Source organism: Streptomyces sp. MRC013 (genome assembly GCF_023614235.1).
Lineage (GTDB): Bacteria > Actinomycetota > Actinomycetes > Streptomycetales > Streptomycetaceae > Streptomyces.
Window position 1 is genome coordinate 3244751 of sequence record NZ_CP094264.1, and the last position, 20951, is coordinate 3265701.

At 76.5% G+C, this 20951-nt stretch carries 17 protein-coding genes and 3 pseudogenes; 14 read left to right on the top strand and 6 right to left on the bottom strand.

What is annotated here, in order from left to right; all coding sequences use genetic code 11:
* The first annotated feature begins 74 nt into the window (after nucleotides 1-74).
* Nucleotides 75-2294 (top strand): MMPL family transporter, encoded by a 2220-nt coding sequence (locus LUW75_RS14930; RefSeq protein WP_250336056.1) that lies wholly within the window; start codon nucleotides 75-77, stop codon nucleotides 2292-2294.
* A gap of 163 nt (nucleotides 2295-2457) precedes the next feature.
* On the opposite strand, the gene LUW75_RS14935 is transcribed toward LUW75_RS14930, so the two are convergent.
* A complete protein-coding gene (locus LUW75_RS14935; RefSeq protein ID WP_349816420.1) occupies nucleotides 2458-2784 on the bottom strand; it encodes an SsgA family sporulation/cell division regulator in 327 nt (108 codons plus the stop codon).
* 248 nt (nucleotides 2785-3032) lie between these two features.
* On the opposite strand from LUW75_RS14935, the gene LUW75_RS14940 reads away from it, so the two are divergent.
* From LUW75_RS14940 to LUW75_RS14955, 4 genes and pseudogenes are all read left to right on the top strand, one after another.
* On the top strand, nucleotides 3033-4088 hold the full coding sequence (locus LUW75_RS14940) for an energy-coupling factor ABC transporter permease (protein ID WP_250336058.1): 1056 nt from the start codon (nucleotides 3033-3035) through the stop codon (nucleotides 4086-4088).
* Between the two features lies 1 nt (nucleotide 4089).
* Nucleotides 4090-4851, top strand: a pseudogene (gene cbiQ, locus LUW75_RS14945) (cobalt ECF transporter T component CbiQ).
* Nucleotides 4848-5651 carry an energy-coupling factor ABC transporter ATP-binding protein gene (locus LUW75_RS14950; protein WP_250336059.1) on the top strand — a complete coding sequence of 268 codons (804 nt, stop codon included), beginning with the start codon at nucleotides 4848-4850 and terminating at the stop codon, nucleotides 5649-5651. Before cbiQ ends, LUW75_RS14950 begins: the two are co-directional and overlap by 4 nt.
* 54 nt (nucleotides 5652-5705) lie before the next feature.
* The gene (locus LUW75_RS14955) at nucleotides 5706-6881 is read left to right on the top strand and encodes a serine hydrolase domain-containing protein (protein WP_250336060.1); all 1176 of its coding nucleotides are present in this window, start codon (nucleotides 5706-5708) and stop codon (nucleotides 6879-6881) included.
* A 186-nt stretch (nucleotides 6882-7067) separates the two neighbouring features.
* On the opposite strand, the gene LUW75_RS14965 is transcribed toward LUW75_RS14955, so the two are convergent.
* Complete coding sequence (locus LUW75_RS14965) at nucleotides 7068-7442, bottom strand: DUF4180 domain-containing protein (protein WP_250336061.1); 375 nt, start codon at nucleotides 7440-7442, stop codon at nucleotides 7068-7070.
* A 375-nt stretch (nucleotides 7443-7817) separates the two neighbouring features.
* Here LUW75_RS14965 and LUW75_RS14970 point away from each other — a divergent pair, with 375 nt between their 5' ends.
* Nucleotides 7818-8030, top strand: coding sequence for a hypothetical protein (locus LUW75_RS14970; RefSeq protein WP_250336062.1), 213 nt, complete (start codon nucleotides 7818-7820; stop codon nucleotides 8028-8030).
* A 316-nt stretch (nucleotides 8031-8346) separates the two neighbouring features.
* On the opposite strand, the gene LUW75_RS14975 is transcribed toward LUW75_RS14970, so the two are convergent.
* Nucleotides 8347-9975, bottom strand: coding sequence for a penicillin-binding transpeptidase domain-containing protein (locus LUW75_RS14975; RefSeq protein WP_250336063.1), 1629 nt, complete (start codon nucleotides 9973-9975; stop codon nucleotides 8347-8349).
* Nucleotides 9976-10098: 123 nt separating this feature from the next.
* Entirely contained in the window at nucleotides 10099-11892 is a 1794-nt protein-coding gene (locus LUW75_RS14980) for a dolichyl-phosphate-mannose--protein mannosyltransferase (RefSeq protein ID WP_250336064.1), read from the bottom strand.
* A gap of 150 nt (nucleotides 11893-12042) precedes the next feature.
* Here LUW75_RS14980 and rsmI point away from each other — a divergent pair.
* The 3 genes and pseudogenes from rsmI (at nucleotide 12043) to LUW75_RS14995 (ending at nucleotide 14414) form a co-directional block, all read left to right on the top strand.
* Nucleotides 12043-12922 (top strand): annotated as a pseudogene (rsmI, locus tag LUW75_RS14985) (16S rRNA (cytidine(1402)-2'-O)-methyltransferase).
* A gap of 72 nt (nucleotides 12923-12994) precedes the next feature.
* Entirely contained in the window at nucleotides 12995-13453 is a 459-nt protein-coding gene (locus LUW75_RS14990; RefSeq protein WP_250336065.1) for a hypothetical protein, read from the top strand.
* Nucleotides 13454-13541: 88 nt separating this feature from the next.
* Nucleotides 13542-14414, top strand: coding sequence for a TatD family hydrolase (locus tag LUW75_RS14995; protein ID WP_250336066.1), 873 nt, complete (start codon nucleotides 13542-13544; stop codon nucleotides 14412-14414).
* A 65-nt stretch (nucleotides 14415-14479) separates the two neighbouring features.
* Here the strand turns inward: LUW75_RS14995 and LUW75_RS24680 are convergent, their stop codons facing one another.
* On the bottom strand, nucleotides 14480-15475 hold the full coding sequence (locus LUW75_RS24680; RefSeq protein ID WP_349816421.1) for a pentapeptide repeat-containing protein: 996 nt from the start codon (nucleotides 15473-15475) through the stop codon (nucleotides 14480-14482).
* On the opposite strand from LUW75_RS24680, the gene LUW75_RS15000 reads away from it, so the two are divergent.
* The 5 genes and pseudogenes from LUW75_RS15000 (at nucleotide 15357) to LUW75_RS24980 (ending at nucleotide 19756) form a co-directional block, all read left to right on the top strand.
* Complete coding sequence (locus tag LUW75_RS15000; protein ID WP_462933739.1) at nucleotides 15357-16511, top strand: ubiquitin-like domain-containing protein; 1155 nt, start codon at nucleotides 15357-15359, stop codon at nucleotides 16509-16511. The two genes, LUW75_RS24680 and LUW75_RS15000, sit on opposite strands and share 119 nt — an antisense overlap.
* Nucleotides 16508-17364: pseudogene (gene rsmA, locus LUW75_RS15005) on the top strand (16S rRNA (adenine(1518)-N(6)/adenine(1519)-N(6))-dimethyltransferase RsmA). Before LUW75_RS15000 ends, rsmA begins: the two are co-directional and overlap by 4 nt.
* Entirely contained in the window at nucleotides 17361-18254 is an 894-nt protein-coding gene (locus LUW75_RS15010; RefSeq protein ID WP_250336067.1) for a 4-(cytidine 5'-diphospho)-2-C-methyl-D-erythritol kinase, read from the top strand. Before rsmA ends, LUW75_RS15010 begins: the two are co-directional and overlap by 4 nt.
* Before the next feature lie 135 nt (nucleotides 18255-18389).
* A complete protein-coding gene (locus LUW75_RS15015; protein ID WP_462933740.1) occupies nucleotides 18390-19601 on the top strand; it encodes an acyltransferase family protein in 1212 nt (403 codons plus the stop codon).
* The gene (locus LUW75_RS24980; RefSeq protein ID WP_462933741.1) at nucleotides 19574-19756 is read left to right on the top strand and encodes a hypothetical protein; all 183 of its coding nucleotides are present in this window, start codon (nucleotides 19574-19576) and stop codon (nucleotides 19754-19756) included. The genes LUW75_RS15015 and LUW75_RS24980 overlap by 28 nt, the downstream gene beginning before the upstream one ends.
* Nucleotides 19757-19828: 72 nt before the next feature.
* On the opposite strand, the gene LUW75_RS15020 is transcribed toward LUW75_RS24980, so the two are convergent.
* On the bottom strand, nucleotides 19829-20890 hold the full coding sequence (locus LUW75_RS15020; protein WP_250336068.1) for a hypothetical protein: 1062 nt from the start codon (nucleotides 20888-20890) through the stop codon (nucleotides 19829-19831).
* Nucleotides 20891-20951 lie beyond the last annotated feature (61 nt).

Consider the following 20951-nt stretch of genomic DNA (forward strand, 5'->3'; position numbering starts at 1 on the left):
CACGTACCGCTCACGCTGTCGGGCCGGCTCCCCAACGTCCTGTCCCGTCCCACTCACCTCGGGAGTACGCCCCAGTGGCCACGTTCCTCTACAGACTCGGCCGGTTCGCCTTCCGGCGCCGCCACCTCGTGACCCTCCTGTGGGTCGCGCTGCTGGCGCTCGCCGGGGCGGGCGCCGCGTCCGCGCCGGCACCCACCTCCGGTTCCTTCTCGATGCCCGGCACGGAGGCCCAGCGGGCCTTCGACCTGCTGGAGAAACGATTCCCCGGAGGCGGTGCCGACGGCGCCACCGCCCGGGTCGTCTTCAAGGCGCCCGACGGGCGGAAGATGACCGACCCGGCGAACAAGGCCCGCGTCGACAAGGCCGTCGCGGACCTCCGCACCGGTTCGGACCAGGTCGTCAGCGTCACCGACCCGTACACCTCGCGGGCCGTCTCGCGCGACGGCACCACCGCGTACGTCCACGTCGCGTACGAGGCCAACGGCATGGAGCTGACCGACGCCACGCGCGAGGCGCTGACGGAGGCCGGCACCGAGGCGCGCGAGGGCGGTCTGACCGTCGAGATCGGCGGCGACGCCCTCCAGGCGATGCCCGAGACCGGAACGGGCGAGGTCGTCGGCGTGGTCGTCGCCGGCATCGTCCTCGTCGTCACCTTCGGCTCGCTCGTCGCGGCCGGCCTGCCGCTGCTCACCGCGCTCATCGGCGTGGGCATCGGCGCCTCGTCGATCACCGCCCTCGCGAGCGCCCTGGACCTCGGCTCCACCACGGGCATCCTCGCCACGATGATCGGCCTCGCCGTCGGCATCGACTACGCCCTGTTCATCGTCTCCCGCCACCGCGCCGAACTGGCCGAGGGCCACGACCCGGAGGAGGCCGCCGGCCGCGCGGTCGGCACGGCCGGCTCGGCGGTCGTCTTCGCGGGCCTGACCGTCGTCATCGCCCTGGTCGGCCTCGCCGTCGTCGACATCCCGATGCTGACGAAGATGGGCGTCGCCGCCGCCGGCACGGTCGCCATCGCCGTACTGATCGCCCTCACCCTCATACCGGCGCTGCTCGGTTACGCGGGTAGGCGCATCCTCGGCCGGAAGGCCCGCGAGGCGCTCGTCGGCGGCGGGGCCGCGACCGCCGTCCCGGACGCCCCCGGCGAGGGGTCGCCCGCCGGCGCCGGAACCCGCTGGGCCCGCTTCGTCCTGCGCCGCCCCGTGGCCGTCCTGCTCGTCGGCGTCGTCGGCCTCGGCGCGCTCGCCGTCCCGGCCGCCTCCCTGGAGACGGGCCTGCCCGACGACGGCGCCCAGCCGACCTCCACCACCCAGCGCCGCGCGTACGACCTGCTGTCCGAGGGCTTCGGCCCCGGTTTCAACGGCCCGCTGATGGTCGTCGTGGACGGCGACGGGAAGGCCGCCGCCCGGACCGCCGACGCGATCAGGGGCCTCGACGGCGTCGCCGCCGTCACCCCGCCCACCCCGAACAAGGCCGGCGACACGGCCATGCTCACCGTCGTGCCGAAGGACCGCCCGTCGTCCACGGCCACCGAGGACCTCGTCCGCGACATCCGCGACACGACCGGTGACGACGTCCTCGTCACCGGCCAGACCGCGATGAACATCGACTTCTCGCAGAAGATGAACGACGCCCTGCCGCCCTACCTGGCGCTCGTCGTCGGCCTCGCTTTCCTGCTGCTGACGGTCGTCTTCCGGTCCGTGCTCGTGCCGCTCAAGGCCGCCCTCGGCTTCCTGCTGTCGGTGGTCGCCGCCCTCGGTGCGGTCGTCGCCGTCTTCCAGTGGGGCTGGCTCGGTTCGGTCTTCGGCGTCGAGCAGACCGGCCCGATCATGAGCATGATGCCGATCTTCATGGTGGGCGTCGTCTTCGGCCTCGCCATGGACTACGAGGTCTTCCTCGTCACCCGGATGCGCGAGGCGTACGTCCACGGCGAGCGGCCCGGCGAGGCCGTCGTCACCGGCTTCCGCCACGGTGCCCGCGTCGTCACCGCCGCCGCCGTCATCATGATCGCCGTCTTCGCGGGCTTCATCGGGTCCAGCGAGCAGATGGTGAAGATGATCGGCTTCGGTCTCGCCGCGGCCGTCCTGTTCGACGCCTTCGTGGTGCGCATGGCGATCGTCCCGGCCGTCCTGGCCCTGCTCGGCCACCGGGCGTGGTGGCTGCCGCGCTGGCTGGACCGCGTCCTGCCCGACGTCGACGTCGAGGGCGAGCGCCTGCGCAAGGAGCTCACCGGCGGTTCCGCCGGACCCGGCGACCCGGACGCCGACCGGGAGCAGCGCCTCGTGCGGACCTGACGCCGCCTTCGGGGCGGGGCCGTCCCCGGGCCCCCGCGCCGCCGCCCGTGCGGCGTCGGCGCGCGGTCCGGGCGGCCCCGCCCCGCCGTATCCCGCGTCCCCGCCCCGCCGCCGAGCCGGGCGCGCGCCGTCACCGGCCCGGTCGGCCCAGCGGCCGGTCCGGTCAGCGCACGACCGGCTCGGCGGCGGCGTACGTGCGCCGCAGGAAGGCGTGCAGCGCCGAGGAGTCGAACTGCATGACGACGGCCGTGCCGTGCGGGGAGTGGAACTCGACCACCGTCTGCACCCTCCCGCACGGCCACACCTCCACGTCCCCGCCGTGCGCGGGGGCCCGCAGCCCCTTCTCCAGGACCGCGCGCGGGAAGGTCCAGCTCCCGACGGGCAGCACGAACCGCACGCATCCCGGCTCGACGTCCGGCCCGTAGCGCAGCGCCACCGGCACGGGCCGCGACAGCGGCCCGTCGGACACGACGATGGCGCGCGCCCGCACCCGCACGAGCGGTGCGGAGGGCCCCCGGCCGGCCCGGCCTCCTCGGGGTGTGTGTCGGCGGGGCACATCGCGGACTCCTCCCACTCGCCGTCGCCTGTCGGACCCGGGTACCCCTCCGCGACGCGTCCATCCCCGGTGGGGTGGCCCGGGGTGGCTTTCCGCGCCGTCGCCGCTCTTGCAAGGAGTTCGCAGCTGCCGCCATCATCGGACGGCCGGATACCGTCGCTACGTCCGAAAGCGGTCCCTCCATGCATGTACCCGACGGATTCATCAACGCGCCCGTGTCCGCGGCCGCCGGCCTCGTCGCCGTGGGCGCCGTCGCGGCGGGCCTGCGCGGCGCGCGCCGCGAACTGGGGGAGGAGCGGACCGCGCCGCTGGCGGGCCTCGTCGCCGCGTTCGTCTTCGCCGTCCAGATGCTGAACTTCCCGGTGGCCGCCGGCACCAGCGGCCATCTCCTGGGCGGCGCGCTCGCCGCGATACTCGTCGGCCCGTGGACCGGCCTGCTGTGCATCGCGGTCGTCCTGCTGATGCAGGGCCTGCTCTTCGCGGACGGCGGGCTCACCGCGCTCGGCGTCAACGTCACGGTCATGGGCGGCGTCACGGTCCTCACCGCCTACGGCCTGTTCCGCCCCCTGGTGAAGGCGCTGCCGCGCACCCGCCGCTCGGTGACGGCCGCCACGTTCGCGGCGGCGTTCGTCTCCGTACCGGCGTCGGCGGCGGCGTTCACGCTGATCCACGCGGTCGGCGGCACCACCGACGTGCCCGTCGGGCGGGTCCTCGCCGCCATGCTCGGCGTGCACGCGCTGATCGGCGTCGGCGAGGCCCTCATCACGGCGGCGACGGTCGGCGCGGTCCTCGCCGTCCGCCCCGACCTCGTGTACGGCGCGCGCGGCCTGTCCGCGCCGCTGAAGCTCCGGGTCGGCGGCGAACCGGTCGACGCCGCGCCCGCCCCGCGCCCCGCCCCGGCCGCCGCCGGCACGCGCCGGGTGTGGGCCGCGGGCCTCGCCGCGTCGGTCCTCCTGGCCGGGTTCGTCTCCTTCTACGCCTCCGCGAGCCCCGACGGCCTGGAGAAGGTCGCCGCCGACCACGGCATCGACCGGGAGGTCCGGGAGCACGCCGCGGCGGACTCCCCGCTCGCCGACTACGGCGTGAGGGACCTCGACGACGCCCGCCTGTCCGGGGGGCTGGCGGGCACCATCGGCGTCGGCGCGACGCTCGCCCTCGGCACGGGCGTGTTCTGGGCGGCACGCCAGCGCCGCGCGCCCGCCGCGACCCGGGCCGCCCACCCGGCGGAAACCGCCTGACGTGGGCGCCGGCCACGCCCACAGGCTCTACCGGCACGCCCACTCGCCCGTCCACGCCCTGCCCGCGCACACCAAGATCGTCGCCGTCCTCGGCTTCGTCCTCGTCGTCGCGTCCACGCCCCGCGAGGCGGTGTGGGCCTTCGGCGCCTACGCGCTGCTGCTCGCGGCGGTGGCCCGGGCGGCCCGGGTACCGGCCGGGTACCTGCTGAAGCGGCTCGCGATCGAGATCCCGTTCGTCGCCTTCGCGTTCCTGATGCCGTTCGTCGTACCGGGCGGGACGGTCGCCGTCCTCGGGGTCGACGTCTCCGTCCCGGGCCTGTGGGACGCGTGGAACGTGCTGGCCAAGGGCACGCTCGGGGTCGCCGCGTCCGTGCTGCTCGCGGCGGTGACGGAGCTGCGGGAGCTGCTGCTGGGCCTGCAGCGGCTGAGGCTGCCCCCGACACTCGTCCAGATCGCCGCCTTCATGGTCCGGTAAGGGGACGTGATCACCGACGAGATGCGCCGCATGTCCGTCGCCCGCCGCTCGCGCGGCTTCGAGGCGCGGGGCGTCCGCCACTGGGGCGTCCTGGCCAGGTCGGCGGGCGCCCTGTTCATCCGCGCGTACGAACGCGGCGAGCGCGTCCACCTGGCGATGGTGAGCCGCGGCTACACCGGCACCGTGCCCGTGGTCGACGAGGTCACGGCGACGGGCGCGCAGTGGCGCAGGGCCACGGCCCTCCCGCTGACGGCGCTCGCCGTGTGTCTGCTGGGATGGGCGCTATGACGACACCGCCGCCCCGGCCCCCCGCCCCGTCCCTGTCCTTCGTGCCGTCGCTGGAGGTGCGGGGCCTGGCCTACGCCTACCCGGACGGGCACCAGGCGCTGTTCGGCGTCGACCTGACCGTGGAGCGCGGCGAGCGCGTCGCGCTGCTCGGGCCGAACGGCGCCGGCAAGACGACCCTCGTCCTCCACCTGAACGGCATCCTCGCCGCCGGGGCGGGCACGGTCTCGGTGGCGGGCCTGCCCGTCGGGCCGGCGAACCTGGCGGAGATCCGCCGCCGGGTCGGCATCGTCTTCCAGGACCCCGACGACCAGCTGTTCATGCCGACCGTCCGGGAGGACGTGGCGTTCGGCCCGGCGGCGGCCGGCGTGCGCGGCGCCGAACTGGACGCCGTGGTGGCGCGGGCCCTGGAGCGGGTGGGCATGGCCGGGTACGCGGACCGGCCCCCGCACCACCTGTCGTTCGGGCAGCGGCGCCGGGTCGCGGTCGCCACGGTCCTCGCGATGGAACCGGAGATCCTCGTCCTGGACGAGCCGTCGTCCAACCTGGACCCGGCCTCCCGCCGCGAACTGGCCGACGTCCTGCGGTCGCTGGACGTCACGGTCCTCATGGTCACCCACGACCTGCCGTACGCGCTGGAGCTGTGCCCCCGGTCGGTGGTCCTCAGCGAGGGCGTCATCGCGGCGGACGCCCCGACCGGCGAGCTGCTCGCGGACGGGGAGCTGATGCGCCGGCACCGCCTGGAGCTGCCGTTCGGCTTCGACCCGGCCGTGGGGCCGCCCCGGGGCCCGGGCCCGCGCTGAGCCGTTGCACCATGGGGTGAGCGACCCCGAACCCGAGAGGGAGTGCGTGCAGAGGTGGACGTCCAGGGCACCGTGGACCCCGGCTTCGAGCCGGTGAAGGACGCGTTCACGCGCAACTTCGAGCAGCGCGGGGAGCGCGGCGCGGCGGTCGCCGTGTACCGGGACGGCCGCAAGGTCGTCGACCTGTGGGCCGGCACGCGCGACGTGGACGGCACGGCCCCGTGGGCCGTGGACACCGCGCAGGTGGTGCGGTCCGCGACGAAGGGCGTCGCCGCGGCGGTACCGCTGCTGCTGCACCAGCGCGGCCAGATCGACCTGGACGCGCCGGTCGGCACGTACTGGCCGGAGTTCAAGGAGGCGGGCAAGGAGCGGACGCGCGTACGGCACCTGCTCGCGCACCGCGCGGGCGTCCCCGTGCTGGACGCGCCCCTGCGGCCGGAGGACGCGCTGGACGCGGGGGGCCGCTTCGAACGGGCGGCGGCGGCGGTCGCCGCCCAGGCCCCCGCGTGGGAGCCCGGCACCGGGCACGGCTACCACGCGCACACCTACAGCTGGCTGCTGGCCGCCCTGGTGCGGCGCGTCACGGGGCGGCCCATCGGGCGGTGGATCGCGGAGGAGGTGGCCCGCCCCCTCGGCCTCGACCTGTGGCTGGGCCTGCCCGAGGAGGAGGCGCACCGGGTGGGCCGCATCGGCCGCCTCGACGAGCCGCCCGCCTCGGTCTCCGGCGGGCTGGTGCTGCGCCCGAAGCGGTCGGTGGCGGAGGCGTACCGGGACCCCGGGTCGCTGACGCGGCGGGCGTTCTCGGTGATCGACCCGGCGCCGGACGAGAACGCGCCCGAGTACCGCGCGGCGGGCCTGCCCGGCTCGGGCGGCATCGCCACGGCCCGCGCCCTGGCCCGCTTCTACGCGGCGCTGCTCGGCCCGGTGGACGGCCACCGCCTGTTCGCCCCGGCGACCCTGGCGATGGCCCGCACCGAGGAGTCGGCGGGCCCCGACCGCGTCCTGGTGGTCCCCACCCGCTTCGGCCTGGGCTACATGCTGCACGGCCCGGCCTGCCCGCTCCTGGGTCCCGGCTCCTTCGGCCACCCGGGCCGCGGCGGCTCCCTGGCCTTCGCGGACCCGGAGACGGGCATCGCCCTGGGCTACGTCACCAACGGCATGCGCGGGAACGTGACGGCGGACCCGCGGGCGCAGGCCCTGGTGCGGGCGGTGGCCGGGGCGGTCGGCTGAGCGGACCGGGGGAGGCGGGCGGCCCGGGGCGCGGGTGGCCGGGGGAGGCGTCCGGCTCTCGGGCGGCGGACGCCCGGCCGCCGGGTGCGCGGCGTGCTCGCGGCTCCGCGCGGGGCACCCGGGCCTGCCGGGCGCGAGCCGGAGCGGCGAGCACGGGCGGTCCCCGCGGGGACGGGGCCCGGAGCCTCAGGGCTCCAGGCGGTCGGCCAGGTCCCGCAGGTCCGGGAGGAACCACGCCTGGGTGCCCCGGTTGCACTCGCGGACGAAGTCCCGCAGCGCCGGACTCTCCGCCGTACGCCCGGAGACGTCCCCGAGCACGACGAGCCCCATGCGGTAGTTCGCGAACTTCTGGACGATGTCGCCCGCCACCCGCGTGCGCAGCCGGAAGAACGCCTCGTCGAACCGCGCGACCGGGACGACGACCCACCGGGCGCCCCAGTAACCGGCGTCGCCGATCAGGTCCAGGGCGTCCCGTTCACCCGCGACCGGCGCGCCCTCGGCGGGGCACGTCCAGACGGGGACGCCGTGGATCGTCTGCAGGGCGGCGGGCGCAGTGGTCATGACAGGTGACGCTAGTGCCGTGCGGCGGGAGGGGCGAAGGCTTTTCCGGGAGTGCCGCCGGCGGCGTGCGGTGACGCGCGGACGCCCGGACCGGACCCGACTTCATTTGACCTGATCCGACCCGGTCGGGCCCGACCCCACCCGGCCGGACCCGACCCGACCCGCCTCGGTCCGACCCGGTCCGACCTGGCCCGACTCGGCCCGAGCCGGCCCGGCGCCGCCGTCGCGCCCCGCCCGTCGCCCGGCGCGGCCGCCGGAGGAAGCGGCGGCCGGCAGGCCGGTTCTCCCCGGTCACCGGTGGAAACCCCTTCGCGCCCGCCGCGACCGCGTTGTTACCGTGGAATGACGTGCAGTCACTCAGAGGAGTCACCCGTGATGGAAATCGGCATGTTCCTGGGTCTGCTCGTCGCGACGGCCCTGGCCCTGATCTTCGTGCTCCTGCGACGGGGCGACCACCCTACGGAGGACGTCGAGGGCCTTCTCATCGAGCAGCGACGGCGCTTACAGGCCCACCAGGACCGGATCGACTACGCCTCCCTCTCCACCTACACCCTCCTGAACGGCACGAGCGACCGTCACCTCCCCTGACGGGCGGGCCCCGGAGACCCCCGCCCGCCCGCACCGGAGCCGGTCACCCGTACCGGCTCCGGTCGCGCCGGGCCCGTCCCCGGCAGTCCGGCTGCCGCTCCGGCCACCGGGTGGCGTGGCCGCACGCAGCGCTTCGCGGCACACCGAGGGCCGGTCGGCCCCGTCGCCGACCGGTGTCGTGGGATCCGTGCGGCCCGGCGCTCCCGCGGCCCGGCGAGCCCTCCGAGGGCGCTCCCCGGCCGCGGGTCCCCCGCCGGAGTCCGCTCACCGCACACCGGGCCGGCGGGGCGCCGGCGCGGCCTTCGGAAGCCGCCGCTCAGCGGGCGTTCAGCACGGACGCCACCAGCGGGCCCGCCGCGTCGCCGCCGTGGCCGGCCGCCTGGACGACGGCCGCGGCGGCCAGGTCGTCGGCGAACCCGGCGAACCAGCTGTTCGGCCGCCCCTGGTCGTCCACCTCCGCGGAGCCGGTCTTCGCGCCCTTGTCGCCGCTCACCCCGGCCATCGCCTTCGCGCCCGTGCCGTGGCCGCGGGCGGTCGCGCGCATCATGTCGCGCAACTGGCGGGCGGCCGAGGGGTCCAGACCGCGGGGCGTCCGGGCGATCTCCCGGCCGTCGAGGGAGGCCGGGACGACGACCGGCTGCCTGAAGACGCCGCTCTTCGCGGTCGCCGTGACGGAGGCGATGTTCAGGGCGTTCATCTGGACGGTGCCCTGGCCGATGTACTGGGCGGCGGCCACCCCGCCCGTCTCGGCCGGCACCGAACCGTCCGAGGAGGGCACGCCCGTCCGCCACTCCAGCCCGATGCCGAAGACGTCCCGCGCCTCCTTCCCGAGGGCGGCGTCGTCGCCCACGTCGTCGATGAGCTTGACGAAGGCGGTGTTGCAGGAGCGGGCGAAGCTCTCCCGGAAGGTCCCGCCGTCGATGGAGAAGCCGTCGAGGTTGCGGAACGCGGTGCCCTGGTACATCGCCTCGGCGGGGCACTGCGCGGCCCGGTCCGCGGCCACGAGGCCCTTCTCCAGCAGCAGCGCCGCCGTGACGATCTTCATCGTGGAGCCGGGCGCCTGCCTGCCGAGGAACGCCGCGTTCCAGCCGTCCTTCCGGTTGTTGGCGACCGCCCGCACCTCGCCCGTGCTCGGCTTGATCGCGACCACCGAGGACTCGGGGTACCGCTTCACCGCCTTCTCGGCGGCGGCCTGCACCCCGGCGTCCAGCGTCGTGCGGACCTCGCCCGGCTCGCCCTCGCGCAGCGTCAGCAGGGTCCGGTCCGCCGCGTCGCCCTCGCCGGAGACGACGAGCTCCACGCCCGAGGTGCCGCCCGCCTCGGCGCCGTACCGCTGGCGCAGCTCGTCCAGGACCGGCCGGAGCGACGGGTACCGCTCCGCCGTCAGCTCCGCCCCGTTGCGGTCGAGTGCCCGGACGGCGGGGGCGCCGGAGGAGGTCACCCGCAGTGCCCGGCCGTCCTTCAGCTCCGGGTGCATGACGGCCGGCGACCAGTCGACGCGCGGCTGCCCGGTGGAGAGCCCCCGCACGACGCCGAGGCGCGACGTGTACGTCCACGGGACCCGTGCGCCCCCGTACGAGACGACGGCGCTCACCGTGAACGGCACCGCCGTCCCCTCGGGCGCCCCGGCCGCGGCCCTCATACCCCCGATGTGGGTCTCCGTCAGGTACCCGGCCAGCGCGGACTGCGCCGCGACCGGGTCGTCGGTGAACCGGGCCGCCCCGGCCGCGTCGCCCTTCGCCCACGCGGCGAGGAAGCCCTTCGCCGTCGCCTCGACCTCCTCGGCCGTGACGGGCCCGGTGCGCCGGGACGCGCCGTCGGCCGACGCGGCGGTGGTCCTGCCACCGGTCAACCCGTCCCACAGGTTGTACGCCCCGTACCCGACGCCTCCGGCGACGACGGCGAACACCCCGCCGACGACCGCCGTTCTCACTCCGCTGCGCATGGTCGCGGTTCCCCTCCGCCGGCGCGTTCCCCGAACGCGCTCGTGATCCCCCGACCGGAGACCCTACGCCGCGCGGTCGAACGTCTGCACGCCCGTTATCCGAACGGGATCAACCGCGGACCCTCACACCCACGTGTCCAGCCACATCCGGGCCCGCCACTGGTCCATGGGGATCGTCTGGCCGGTGTAGAGGGGCCAGAAGTAGATGAAGTTCCACACGATCAGCAGGACCAGGACGCCCGCGCCGATGGCGCCGACCGCGCGGCGGCGGTCCGCGCGGCCGTCGGGGTCGGGGGCGCCGTCCGGACCCGGCGGGGGCGCGGCCGGGCCGAGCATCGCGCCGATCATCATGGCGACCGCCAGGCACAGGAACGGGACGAACACCACCGCGTAGAAGAGGAAGATGGTCCGCTCCTGGTAGAGGAACCACGGCGCCCACCCGGCCGCGACCGCGCAGGCGATCGCCCCGGCGCGCCAGTCGCGGCGGAAGAACCAGCGCCACACCACGTACAGCAGGGCGAAGCAGGCCGCCCACCACAGCAGCGGCGTGCCGATCGCGAGGACCTCGCGCGCGCACTTCTCCGCCGCGTCCGCCGGGCAGCCGTCCCGGCCCGGCGCGGGCGACTCGTAGAAGTACGACACGGGGCGGCCCAGGACGATCCAGCTCCACGGGTTCGACTCGTAGGTGTGGCCCGACGTGAGGTTGACGTGGAAGGTGTACACCTCCGACTCGTAGTGCCACAGGCTGCGCCACCAGTCGGGGAACAGCCACGACCAGGAGCTGTCCCGGCCCCCGCCGGTCGACGCCCAGGTCCGGAAGTAACCCCTGTCCGACAGGATCCACCCGGTCCAGGAGGCGACGTACGCGGCCAGCGCCACCGGCACCGTCGAGACGAACGCCGGCAGCACGTCCCGCCGCAGCACCGCCGCGTACGGCCGGTGGGCGCCGGCCGTGCGCCGGGCGCCCACGTCCCACGCCACCGTCAGCAGCCCGAACGCGGCCATGACGTACAGGCCGTTCCACTTGGTCGCCGCCGCCAGGCCCAGCGTCACCCCGGCCGCCAGCCGCCACGGCCGCCAGCCGAGCCGCAGGGTCTCCGCGATCCGGGCGTCCGGCCGCAGCACCCCGTCCGCGTCGACCGGCAGGGCCGCCGCGAGCCGCCGCCGCGACCGGTCCCGGTCCACCAGCAGGCAGCCGAACGCCGCCAGCACGAAGAACATCAGCACCTGGTCGAGGAGGGCCGCACGGCTCATCACGAAGTGCAGCCCGTCCACGGCGAGCAGGCCGCCCGCCAGGCAACCGAGGAACGTCGACCGGAACAGCCGCCGCCCGATCCGGCACAGCACCAGCACCGACAGGGTGCCGCACACGGCCACCATGAAGCGCCAGCCGAACGGCTCGAACCCGAACAGCCACTCGCCGAACCCGATGACCCACTTGCCGACCGGCGGGTGCACCACGTAGCCCGGCTCCACCGGGATCGGGACCGCGCCGGGGTCCTTCAGGACGGCCTTGTCGACGTCCTTGGGCCACGAGCCCTCGTAGCCGTTGTGGATCAGCGCCCAGGCGTCCTTGGCGTAGTACGTCTCGTCGAATATGACCGCGTGCGGCGACCCCAGGTTCCAGAACCGCAGCACCCCCGCGACCAGCGCGACGAGCAGCGGCCCGCCCCACGGCGCCAGGCGCACCAGCGCCCGCGCCACCCGGGGCGGCAGCCCGAACCCGCCCCGCGGGCGGAGAGGCGCACCGGCGTACGGCGGCACCAGCCGCTCCCGCAGGCCCGGCACCGTGCGCGGGACGTACCCGAACCGGCGCAGGCGCCGCTCCCAGGGAGGCGGCTCACGGCGCCCGAGGGAGGCGGTGGGCCCGCCCGGGCCGTCCTGTCCGTGCAGGGCCTGAGGCGCAGTACTGGTCACCGCGCCATCGTAGGGAACGCGCCCGTGGGACTCGCCCGGTCGTGTCGTGCCCGTCGGGTGGGGTCGGTCGGGTCGTGTCGTGCCCGTCGGGTGGGGCGCCGGTGGGGCTCCACCGGACCGCGCCGCCCGTCCGGCTGCGAGGATGGCCCCGTGACAGGAACGCTCGTACTCGCAGGTACCCCGATCGGTGACGTCGCCGACGCCCCGCCCCGCCTCGCCGCCGAGTTGGCCGGGGCCGACGTCGTCGCCGCCGAGGACACCCGCCGGCTGCGGCGCCTCACCCAGGCCCTCGGCGTGCAGCCGCGCGGCCGGGTCGTGTCGTACTTCGAGGGCAACGAGGCGGCGCGCACCCCGGAGCTGGTCGAGGCCCTCGCGGGCGGCGCCCGGGTGCTGCTGGTCACCGACGCGGGCATGCCGTCCGTCTCCGACCCCGGTTACCGGCTGGTCGCCGCCGCCGTCGAGCGGGACGTCAGGGTCACCGCCGTGCCCGGCCCGTCCGCCGTGCTCACCGCCCTCGCCCTGTCCGGCCTGCCCGTCGACCGGTTCTGCTTCGAGGGCTTCCTGCCCCGCAAGGCGGGGGAGCGGCTGGGCCGGCTGCGGGAGGTCGCCGCCGAGCGCCGCACGCTCGTCTACTTCGAGGCCCCGCACCGCCTCGACGACACGCTCGCCGCGATGGCCGAGGTGTTCGGCGCCGACCGGCGCGCCGCCGTGTGCCGGGAGCTGACCAAGACGTACGAGGAGGTCAGGCGCGGCGGCCTCGGGGAGCTGGCCGCGTGGGCCGCCGAGGGCGTGCGGGGGGGAGATCACCGTCGTCGTCGAGGGGGCCCCCGAGTCCGGGCCCGCCGACCTCGACGCGGCCGAACTGGTCCGCCGGGTCCGGGTGCGGGAGGAGGCGGGGGAGCGGCGCAAGGAGGCCATCGCCGCCGTCGCCGTCGAGGCGGGGCTGCCCAAGCGGGAGGTGTTCGACGCGGTCGTCGCCGCGAAGAACGCGGAAGGAAATCACCCGAAAGCGGATAAAAGGCTATCGTGAGAAGCACAGTCCTCACCCGTTGAGGCAGGCCGCCCGCGAAGGCGTCCCCCGCGGCGGCGGGAAGGAGCCGGCATGAGCGAGACCTCCGGCGTCCCGGTCGGTCACGAGGCGTACGCCTTCACCTGCATGAGGTGCGGGTACGGCTGGGAGCAGGCGTACGACATCGAGCACCACACCGACGTCACCGGTCAGGACTTCGTCGTCTACCGCAGCGAGGGCCGGCGCGTGCCGTCGCCCCTGTCGAAGCCGGCGTGCCCCAACTGCGGGCGCAACGTCGTGCGGATCATGGGTTCCGGCCGGATCTCGGTCGTGCTCGACCACGGCGAACCCCGGCACGAGGGGTCCGGCGCCACCCTCCGGAGGGCCGCTCCGGTGGCGACGACCGGGCCGATCGGCCAGGAGCTGGAGGAGAGGCCGCCGGCCGACGCGGACCCCGTGTCGGGCCCGGGGGCCGAGCGGTCCGGGGCGACGCGGGTGGGCGGGCCGGAGCCGCGCCGACGCCGCCTGCCGCACCTCTTCCACCGCGGCTGACCCGCCGGAACGGGAGGGGCGGGTGGGACCGGGAGGGGCGGGCGGGACCGGGAGGGGTGGGCGTCCCGGTCTTCCGTACGATCGGGGCATGAGTTCCAAGGACGCCCCGCCGCCGCTGCCCGAGCCCCTGCCCGTCGCCGTGGCCGACTCCCACACCCACCTCGACATGCAGGGCCCGACCGTCGAGGAGGCACTGGTCAAGGCCGGGCTGGTCGGCGTCGAGACCGTGGTCCAGGTGGGCTGCGACCTGGAGGGCTCGCGGTGGGCGGCGGAGACGGCCGCCCGGTACGCGAACGTCCACGCCGCCGTCGCCCTCCACCCCAACGAGGCGCCGCGCATCGTGCTGGGCGACCCGGAGGGAGCCTCCTCGCGGCAGGGCCCGCGCGAGGCCGGCGGGGACGCCGCGCTCGACGACGCGCTGGCGGAGATCGACCGGCTCGCCGCCCTCGACCAGGTGAAGGCCGTGGGCGAGACGGGGCTGGACTTCTTCCGCACGGGGCCCGAGGGCAAGGAGGCGCAGGAGCGCTCGTTCCGCGCCCACGTCGAGATCGCCAAGCGGCACGGCAAGGCCCTGGTCATCCACGACCGCGAGGCCCACGAGGACGTGCTGCGCGTCCTCGCCGAGGAGGGCGCCCCGGAGCGGACCGTCTTCCACTGCTATTCGGGCGACGCCGACATGGCGCGGGTCTGCGCCGAACGCGGCTACTACATGTCGTTCGCCGGGAACGTCACCTTCAAGAACGCCCAGCCGCTGCGCGACGCCCTGGCGGTGGCTCCGCTGGAACTGGTGCTGGTCGAGACGGACGCGCCGTTCCTGACGCCCGCGCCGTACCGCGGCCGGCCGAACGCCCCGTACCTCGTCCCGGTCACCGTCCGCGCCATGGCGGCCGTGCGGGGGATCGGGGAGGAGGCGATGGCTGCGGCGATCGCGGAGAACACCGCTCGCGCGTTCGCCTACTGAGGGCGGCGGAGGATCGCGACACGACGCTGTGTAGCCGAATGGTACGTTTATGTGACCGCCGTGGGCTAAGGTCCCCGGTTCGTGAAGACCTCTCGCGAACACCGCTGCCGTCCGACCCCCGCCTCGTCCCCGGCCCGCGCCGCATCCCCGCGCGCCGCCTCCCCGGCCCGCGCCGCCTCCCCGGCCCGCACCGCCTCCCCGCGCGGTGCGACGGCCCCGCTCCGCGCGACCCGGACCGCCCGGGCCGCCTCCGGGCCCGGCATCCCGCCGCACACCGGGATCCCGCTCGAACCGGCCGCCCCGCCTGAACCCGGGGCCCCGCCCGATCCCGCCGCCCCGCCCGAATCGGGTGCCCCGCCCGGACCCGGGGCCCCGCCTGATCCCACCGGACCGGACCCGGCCGCACCTCGATCCACCCCGCCGGGCCGTACCGCTCGGAAGTCGGCTTCGTCCGCGTCTGTTTCGTCGAAGTCGGGTTCGTCGAAGTCGGCCTCGTCCGGGTCCGTGTCGCCGGGCCGTGCTGTTCGGAAGTCGGCTTCGTCCGCGTCTGTTTCGTCGAAGTCGGGTTCGTCGAAGTCGGCCTCGTCCGCGCCCGTCCCGTCGAGCCGCGTCGCTCGGAAGTCGGCCTCACCGAAGTCCGCCCCGTCGAAGCCTGCTTCACCGAAGTCCGCCCCGCCGAAGCCCGCTCCCCCGAAGCCCGCCCCGCCGAAGCCCGCTCCCCCGAAGCCCGCCCCGCCGAAGCCCGCTCCTCCTACGCCCGCCCCGTCGAAGCCCACCCCACCCACGCCCACCCCGCCCACGCCCGCCCCGCCGAAGCCCGCTCCCCCGAAGCCCGCTCCCCCGAAGCCCGCTCCGTCCGCCGCCCCCGGCCGCGTACGGGCCGAGGCGGCCGAGGCGGCCGGAGCGGTCGGGCCGGCCGGTCCGGGGCGGTTGCGGTGGTTCGTGCCGCAGGTGCTCGTGGTCGCCGGATTCGTCGCCGTCCTCGTGAGCGGCGCCGTCCTCGCCGCCGACCACAAGACGGTCCGGCTCCGTGTGGACGGCGTGCCCCGCACCCTCCACACCTTCGCCGACGACGTGGGCGAGCTCCTCGCCCTCGAGGGCGTCACCACCGGCCGGCACGACCTCGTCGTCCCCGCCCCCCGCACGCCCCTGGCCGGCGGGGAGGAGGTCGTCGTGCGCTGGGGCCGCCCACTCCGGCTCGACCTCGACGGCCGCGCCCGCCGCGTGTGGACCACCGCCCGCACGGTGGACGAGGCCCTGCGCGCCCTCGGTGTCCGCGCCGAGGGCGCGCACCTGTCCGTCTCGCGCTCCGCTCGCATCGGCCGTGAGGGGCTCGCCCTGGCCGTACGCACCGAACGCGCCGTGACGTTCCGCGCCGACGGCCGCGAGCGGACCGTCCGCACCAACGCCGCCACCGTCGCCGAGGCCCTCCGCCACGCCCGGATCACCCTCCGGGGCCGCGACACGACCTCCGCGCCCCTCGGCGCCTTCCCCCGCGCCGGCCAGACCGTCACCGTCCTGCGCGTCAGGGACCACCGCGAGACCCGGTACGAGACCGTCCCGTACGAGGTGCGCCGCGTCGAGGACCCCGAGCTGTACCGGGGCACCGAGGTCGTGGACCGGGAGGGCCGCCCCGGCCTGCGCCGCCTCACCTACGAGACCTGCACCGTCGACGGGGTCCCCCGCCACACCCGCAGGACCGGCGCCACCCTGGTCCGCGAGCCGGTCGCCCGGGTCGTCCGCGTCGGCACCCTGGAGCGCCCCCGGTCACGCACCGGGACGGCGCCGCCCCGCACCGGGACGGCGCGGACCGGTTCCGGGACGGCGCAGGCCCGCCCCGGTCCCGCCGCCGGCGCCGACGACCTGGACTGGGCCGCCCTCGCCCAGTGCGAGTCCGGCGGCCGCCCCGACGCCGTCGACCCCTCCGGCACGTACGGCGGCCTCTACCAGTTCGACGTCGGGACCTGGCACTCCGTCGGCGGCACCGGACGCCCCCAGGACGCCTCCGCCGCCGAGCAGACATACCGGGCGAAGCTGCTCTACGCGCAACGGGGGGCGAGTCCGTGGCCGCACTGCGGCCGTAGGCTGTATCAGTGAGCACCACTGAGCCCGACGCACTCCTCGGCCCCGCCGACGTCCGCGAACTGGCCGCAGCCCTCGGGGTGCGCCCCACCAAGCAGCGCGGCCAGAACTTCGTCATCGACGCCAACACCGTCCGGCGCATCGTCCGCACCGCGGAGGTACGCCCCGACGACGTCGTCGTGGAGGTCGGGCCCGGACTCGGCTCCCTCACCCTCGCCCTGCTGGAGGCCGCGGACCGCGTCGTGGCCGTCGAGATCGACGACACCCTCGCCGCGGCGCTGCCCGCCACGATCACCGCCCGCGCGCCCGAGCGGGCCACCCGCTTCTCCCTGGTCCACGCCGACGCCATGGACGTGCGGGAGTTGCCCGGCCCGCCGCCCACCGCGCTCGTCGCGAACCTGCCGTACAACGTCGCGGTGCCCGTGCTGCTGCACATGCTCGACCGCTTCCCGACCGTCGAGCGCACCCTCGTGATGGTCCAGGCGGAGGTCGCCGACCGGCTCGCCGCCCGCCCCGGCAACAAGGTGTACGGCGTGCCGTCGGTGAAGGCCAACTGGTACGCGGAGGTCAGGCGCGCCGGTTCCATCGGCCGCAACGTCTTCTGGCCCGCGCCCAACGTCGACTCCGGCCTCGTCTCGCTGGTGCGCCGCGACCCGCCGGGGACCACCGCCACCAAGCGCGAGGTCTTCGCCGTCGTGGACGCCGCGTTCGCGCAGCGCCGCAAGACCCTGCGCGCCGCGCTGGCCGGCTGGGCCGGATCGCCCGCCGCCGCCGAGGCCGCGCTCGTCGCGGCCGGGGTCTCCCCCAGGCGCGGGGGGAGTCCCTGACCGTGGAAGAGTTCGCCCGTATCGCGGAGGCCCGAGCGTGAGCGTCACCGTACGAGTCCCGGCCAAGGTCAACGTCCAGCTGGCGGTCGGCCCCGCCCGCCCCGACGGCTTCCACGACCTGGCCAACGTCTTCCTCGCCGTCTCCCTCCACGACGAGGTGACCGCCGCCCCGGCCGACTCCCTCCGCGTCACCTGCGAGGGCCCCGACGCGGACCAGGTCCCCCTGGACCGCACCAACCTCGCCGCGCGCGCCGCGGAACTCCTCGCCGCCCGGTACGGCATCGCCCCCGACGTGCACCTCCACATCGCCAAGGACATCCCCGTCGCCGGCGGCATGGCGGGCGGCAGCGCCGACGGCGCGGGCGCCCTCCTCGCCTGCGACGCCCTGTGGGGCACCGGTGCGAGTCGTGCCGAACTCCTAGAAATCTGCGCCGAGTTGGGGAGTGACGTGCCCTTCTCCCTGGTGGGCGGCGCGGCCCTGGGCACCGGTCGCGGCGAGCACCTCACCGAACTTCCGCTCGGCGGCTCCTTCCACTGGGTGTTCGCCGTCGCCGACGGCGGCCTGTCCACGCCCGCCGTGTACGCCGAGTTCGACCGGCTGAGGCCCGGCGCCCCCGCGCCCGCCGCCTCCCCGGTCCTCCTCGACGCGCTGCGCGACGGCGACACCGCCGCCCTCGCCGGTGCCCTCGCCAACGACCTCCAGCCCGCCGCGCTGTCCCTGCGCCCGTCGCTCGCCGAGACGCTCGCCGCGGGCACGGCGGCCGGGGCGCTCGCCGGGATCGTGTCCGGGTCCGGCCCCACCACGGCGTTCCTCGTCAAGGACCGGGAGGCGGCGGAGTCCGTCGCGGCGGCCCTCATCGCGTCCGGCACGTGCCGGACGGCCCGCACGGCCACGTCCCCCGCGCCCGGCGCCCGGGTGCTCGCCGCCTGAGCGCCCGGCCCGGGTGCTCACCGCGTGCCCGGGCCGGGCGCGCACCGGCCGCGCGCCCGGCGCCCGGGTACTCACCGCGCGACTGAGTAGGCGTACTCTCCCGGCCCCCTGCGGTCGGGGGCGAACCTGGCCCGCATGCTGCGTACGGGAACGGGATCCGGGCCGCGCGACCTCGCCGCCGCCACCCCCGCCACCAGGGACCGCTACGTCGACCTCCTGCGGGTCGCGTCCCTGGCGGTGGTCGTCCTCGGGCACTGGCTGATGGCCGCGGTGACCGCCGACGGGAAGGTCGGCAACCTCCTCGCGGTCGTGCCCGCCCTCCAGGTCCTCACCTGGGGGCTCCAGGTGATGCCGGTGTTCTTCTTCGTGGGCGGCTTCGCGCACGCCCTGTCGTACCGGTCCCGGCCCGGGTACGCCGCGTTCGTGCGCGGCCGGGTGCGCCGGCTGCTGCGCCCGACCGTCCTGTTCGCCGGGGTGTGGGGCGTGGCCGCGCTCGCCGTCCGGTCGCCCGGAGACGGCGACGGGCTCACCGGTACGGCGCTGCGCCTGGTGACGCAACCCCTGTGGTTCGTCGGCGTCTACCTGGCGATGGTCGCACTCGCCCCGCCGCTGCTGCGGCTCCACCGGCGGTGGGGCTGGGGCGCCTTCGCCGCGTTGGCGGGCGGGGCGGCCGCGGTGGACCTGCTGCGGTTCGCCGGGGACGTGCCGTACGTCGGGTTCCTGAACTTCGCCCTCGTGTGGCTCGCCGTCCACCAGCTGGGCTTCCTCCGCGCGGACGGCCGCCTGGGCGCCCCCCGGGCGCTCGCCTCGGCGGGGCTGGCCGGCGCGGTGGCACTGGTCGCCCTCGGGCCGTACCCGCTGTCGATGGTGGGCATGCCCGGCGAGGAGGTGTCCAACATGGCGCCCCCGACGCTGGCCCTGCTGTGCCACGGGGTGTGGCTGGTCGGGGCGGTGGAGCTGCTGCGCGGCCCCGGTACGCGGCTCGTCGCCCGGGCCCGCGTCTGGTGGGTGGTCGTCGCGGCGAACGGGATCGCCATGACCGCGTTCCTGTGGCACCTGACGGCGATGCTCGGCGTGTACGGCGCGATGCTCGCGCTGGGCGTGCCGCTGCCGGAGCCGGCGTCCGGCGCGTGGTGGGCGCAGCTGCCGGTGCGGGTGGTGTCGGCGGCGGCGGTGACGGCCCTGCTGGTCCGCCTCTTCCACCGGGCGGAGCGCCCCGCCCGCCCCCGCGCCCGCGGTGCGGCCCCCTCCCCGGCCCCCGGTCCCGGCCCCGTCGGGAGGCCCCGGCCCCGTCCTCGGCCTCCGACTACGGTTCGGCGGTGCCGGCGGCGCTGGGTGTCACCCTGAGCCTGCTGGGCGTCCTGGGCCTGTCGGCGGTGGGCTACGGGGGCCTGCTGGAGGGACGCAGCGCGGTCCTGGTCGCCGTACCGGTCACGGCCCCGCAGGCCCTGCTCCTCGTCCTGACCGGCTGGCTCCTGGTGGAGCTCCGCCGCCCGTCCTGACCCGACCGGGCCGCACCGGGCCGTGGTGGCCGGCCGCGCCACGCCGGCCGGCCCGGTCCGGCCGCGCCGGGATCAGGCGGGGGGCCGGCAGTGGTGGAGGCCGGCGGAGGCCGCGGCGAACGCCTTCAGCGCGGTTCGCAGCGACGCGTGGTCCAGCGCCAGCCCGTCGTCCGGCACGATCTCGTACACCCCCGTCCCGTCCGCCCCCGGGCACTCCGCCGTCAACCGGTAGCGTCCCGAGGGCGACCGGGCCGCGCCGTTCGCCGGCAGCGCCCCGCCCCGGCCGGACAGCGCCGTCTCCCCGTACGGGCCGTAGGACGCCGTGAAGGTGTACAGCGGGCTCCCCAGGCCGCTCCCCAGCACGCACCGCTCCACCGGCGCCGGCCGCGCCGGGGTCTCGGCGGCCGTACCGGCGCCCCACCGCCGCGCGGTGGCCGCGTCCACGACGCCCCGGCACGTCCCGGACGCCCGGGCCAGCGGGCGCCGCGGGTCCACGACGGGGACCGCCACGTCCCGCACCGTCCCCTCCACGGCGCGGCCCACGGTGCAGCCGGTGCGCCGCGCGTACGAGCGGGCCGTGTCCGCCAGGGCGGACACCAGGCGCGTCCGGGCCGCCCCGTCCTCGAAGGACGCCCCGCGCGCGAGCCGCCCGTCCGCCACCGCGAGCAGCCCGTCGCCGGACTCGTCGCCGCAGTCCAGCAGCAGCACGGCCCGCCCCCGCGCGGCGTCCGCGCCGGCGCCGTACGAGAAGGACCCCGTCCACCCGCCGCCCAGCGGCACGGCGCCCTCGCCGGGGTCCGCCCGGGCCCCCGGCCCGAGCGGCTCCGCGGCGTTGCGCACCCGCACCTCCACCCCGGCCTCGCCGCCGGGGGCCGAGACGGAGCAGCGCCAGCCGTCCTGCCGCAGCTCGCTCGAAGCGCTCAGCGCGGAGTCCGGCAGCAGCGCCCGCACGGGGTCGGCCGCGAGGTGCCCCTCGCAGGCGCCGTCCAGCGCGGGCCCGCCGCCGCTCCAGGCGTCGTACCCGCCGGACAGCCAGAACGCCCCGCCGGCCACCACGGCCGCCGCCGTCGCGACGGCCGCCCACCGCGCCCCCCGGCGCCGCCGGGGTCCCCGGTCCCTGTCGTCCTCGCTCATGTCGTACCTCTCGCCGATGGACCTCGTGCGGACACGGACACGCGGCGCGGCGCCCGGCGGC

Bases quoted from the DNA above. Each gene is read 5' to 3' on its own strand.
- LUW75_RS14970 (WP_250336062.1), top strand. From the start codon at position 7,818: ATGGAAATCGGCATGTTCCTGGGTCTGCTCGTCGCGACGGCCCTGGCC.
- LUW75_RS15020 (WP_250336068.1), bottom strand. From the start codon at position 20,890: ATGAGCGAGGACGACAGGGACCGGGGACCCCGGCGGCGCCGGGGGGCG.
- LUW75_RS14965 (WP_250336061.1), bottom strand. From the start codon at position 7,442: ATGACCACTGCGCCCGCCGCCCTGCAGACGATCCACGGCGTCCCCGTC.
- LUW75_RS14995 (WP_250336066.1), top strand. From the start codon at position 13,542: ATGAGTTCCAAGGACGCCCCGCCGCCGCTGCCCGAGCCCCTGCCCGTC.
- LUW75_RS14940 (WP_250336058.1), top strand. From the start codon at position 3,033: ATGCATGTACCCGACGGATTCATCAACGCGCCCGTGTCCGCGGCCGCC.
- LUW75_RS14990 (WP_250336065.1), top strand. From the start codon at position 12,995: ATGAGCGAGACCTCCGGCGTCCCGGTCGGTCACGAGGCGTACGCCTTC.
- LUW75_RS14975 (WP_250336063.1), bottom strand. From the start codon at position 9,975: ATGCGCAGCGGAGTGAGAACGGCGGTCGTCGGCGGGGTGTTCGCCGTC.
- LUW75_RS14950 (WP_250336059.1), top strand. From the start codon at position 4,848: ATGACGACACCGCCGCCCCGGCCCCCCGCCCCGTCCCTGTCCTTCGTG.
- LUW75_RS15015 (WP_462933740.1), top strand. From the start codon at position 18,390: ATGCTGCGTACGGGAACGGGATCCGGGCCGCGCGACCTCGCCGCCGCC.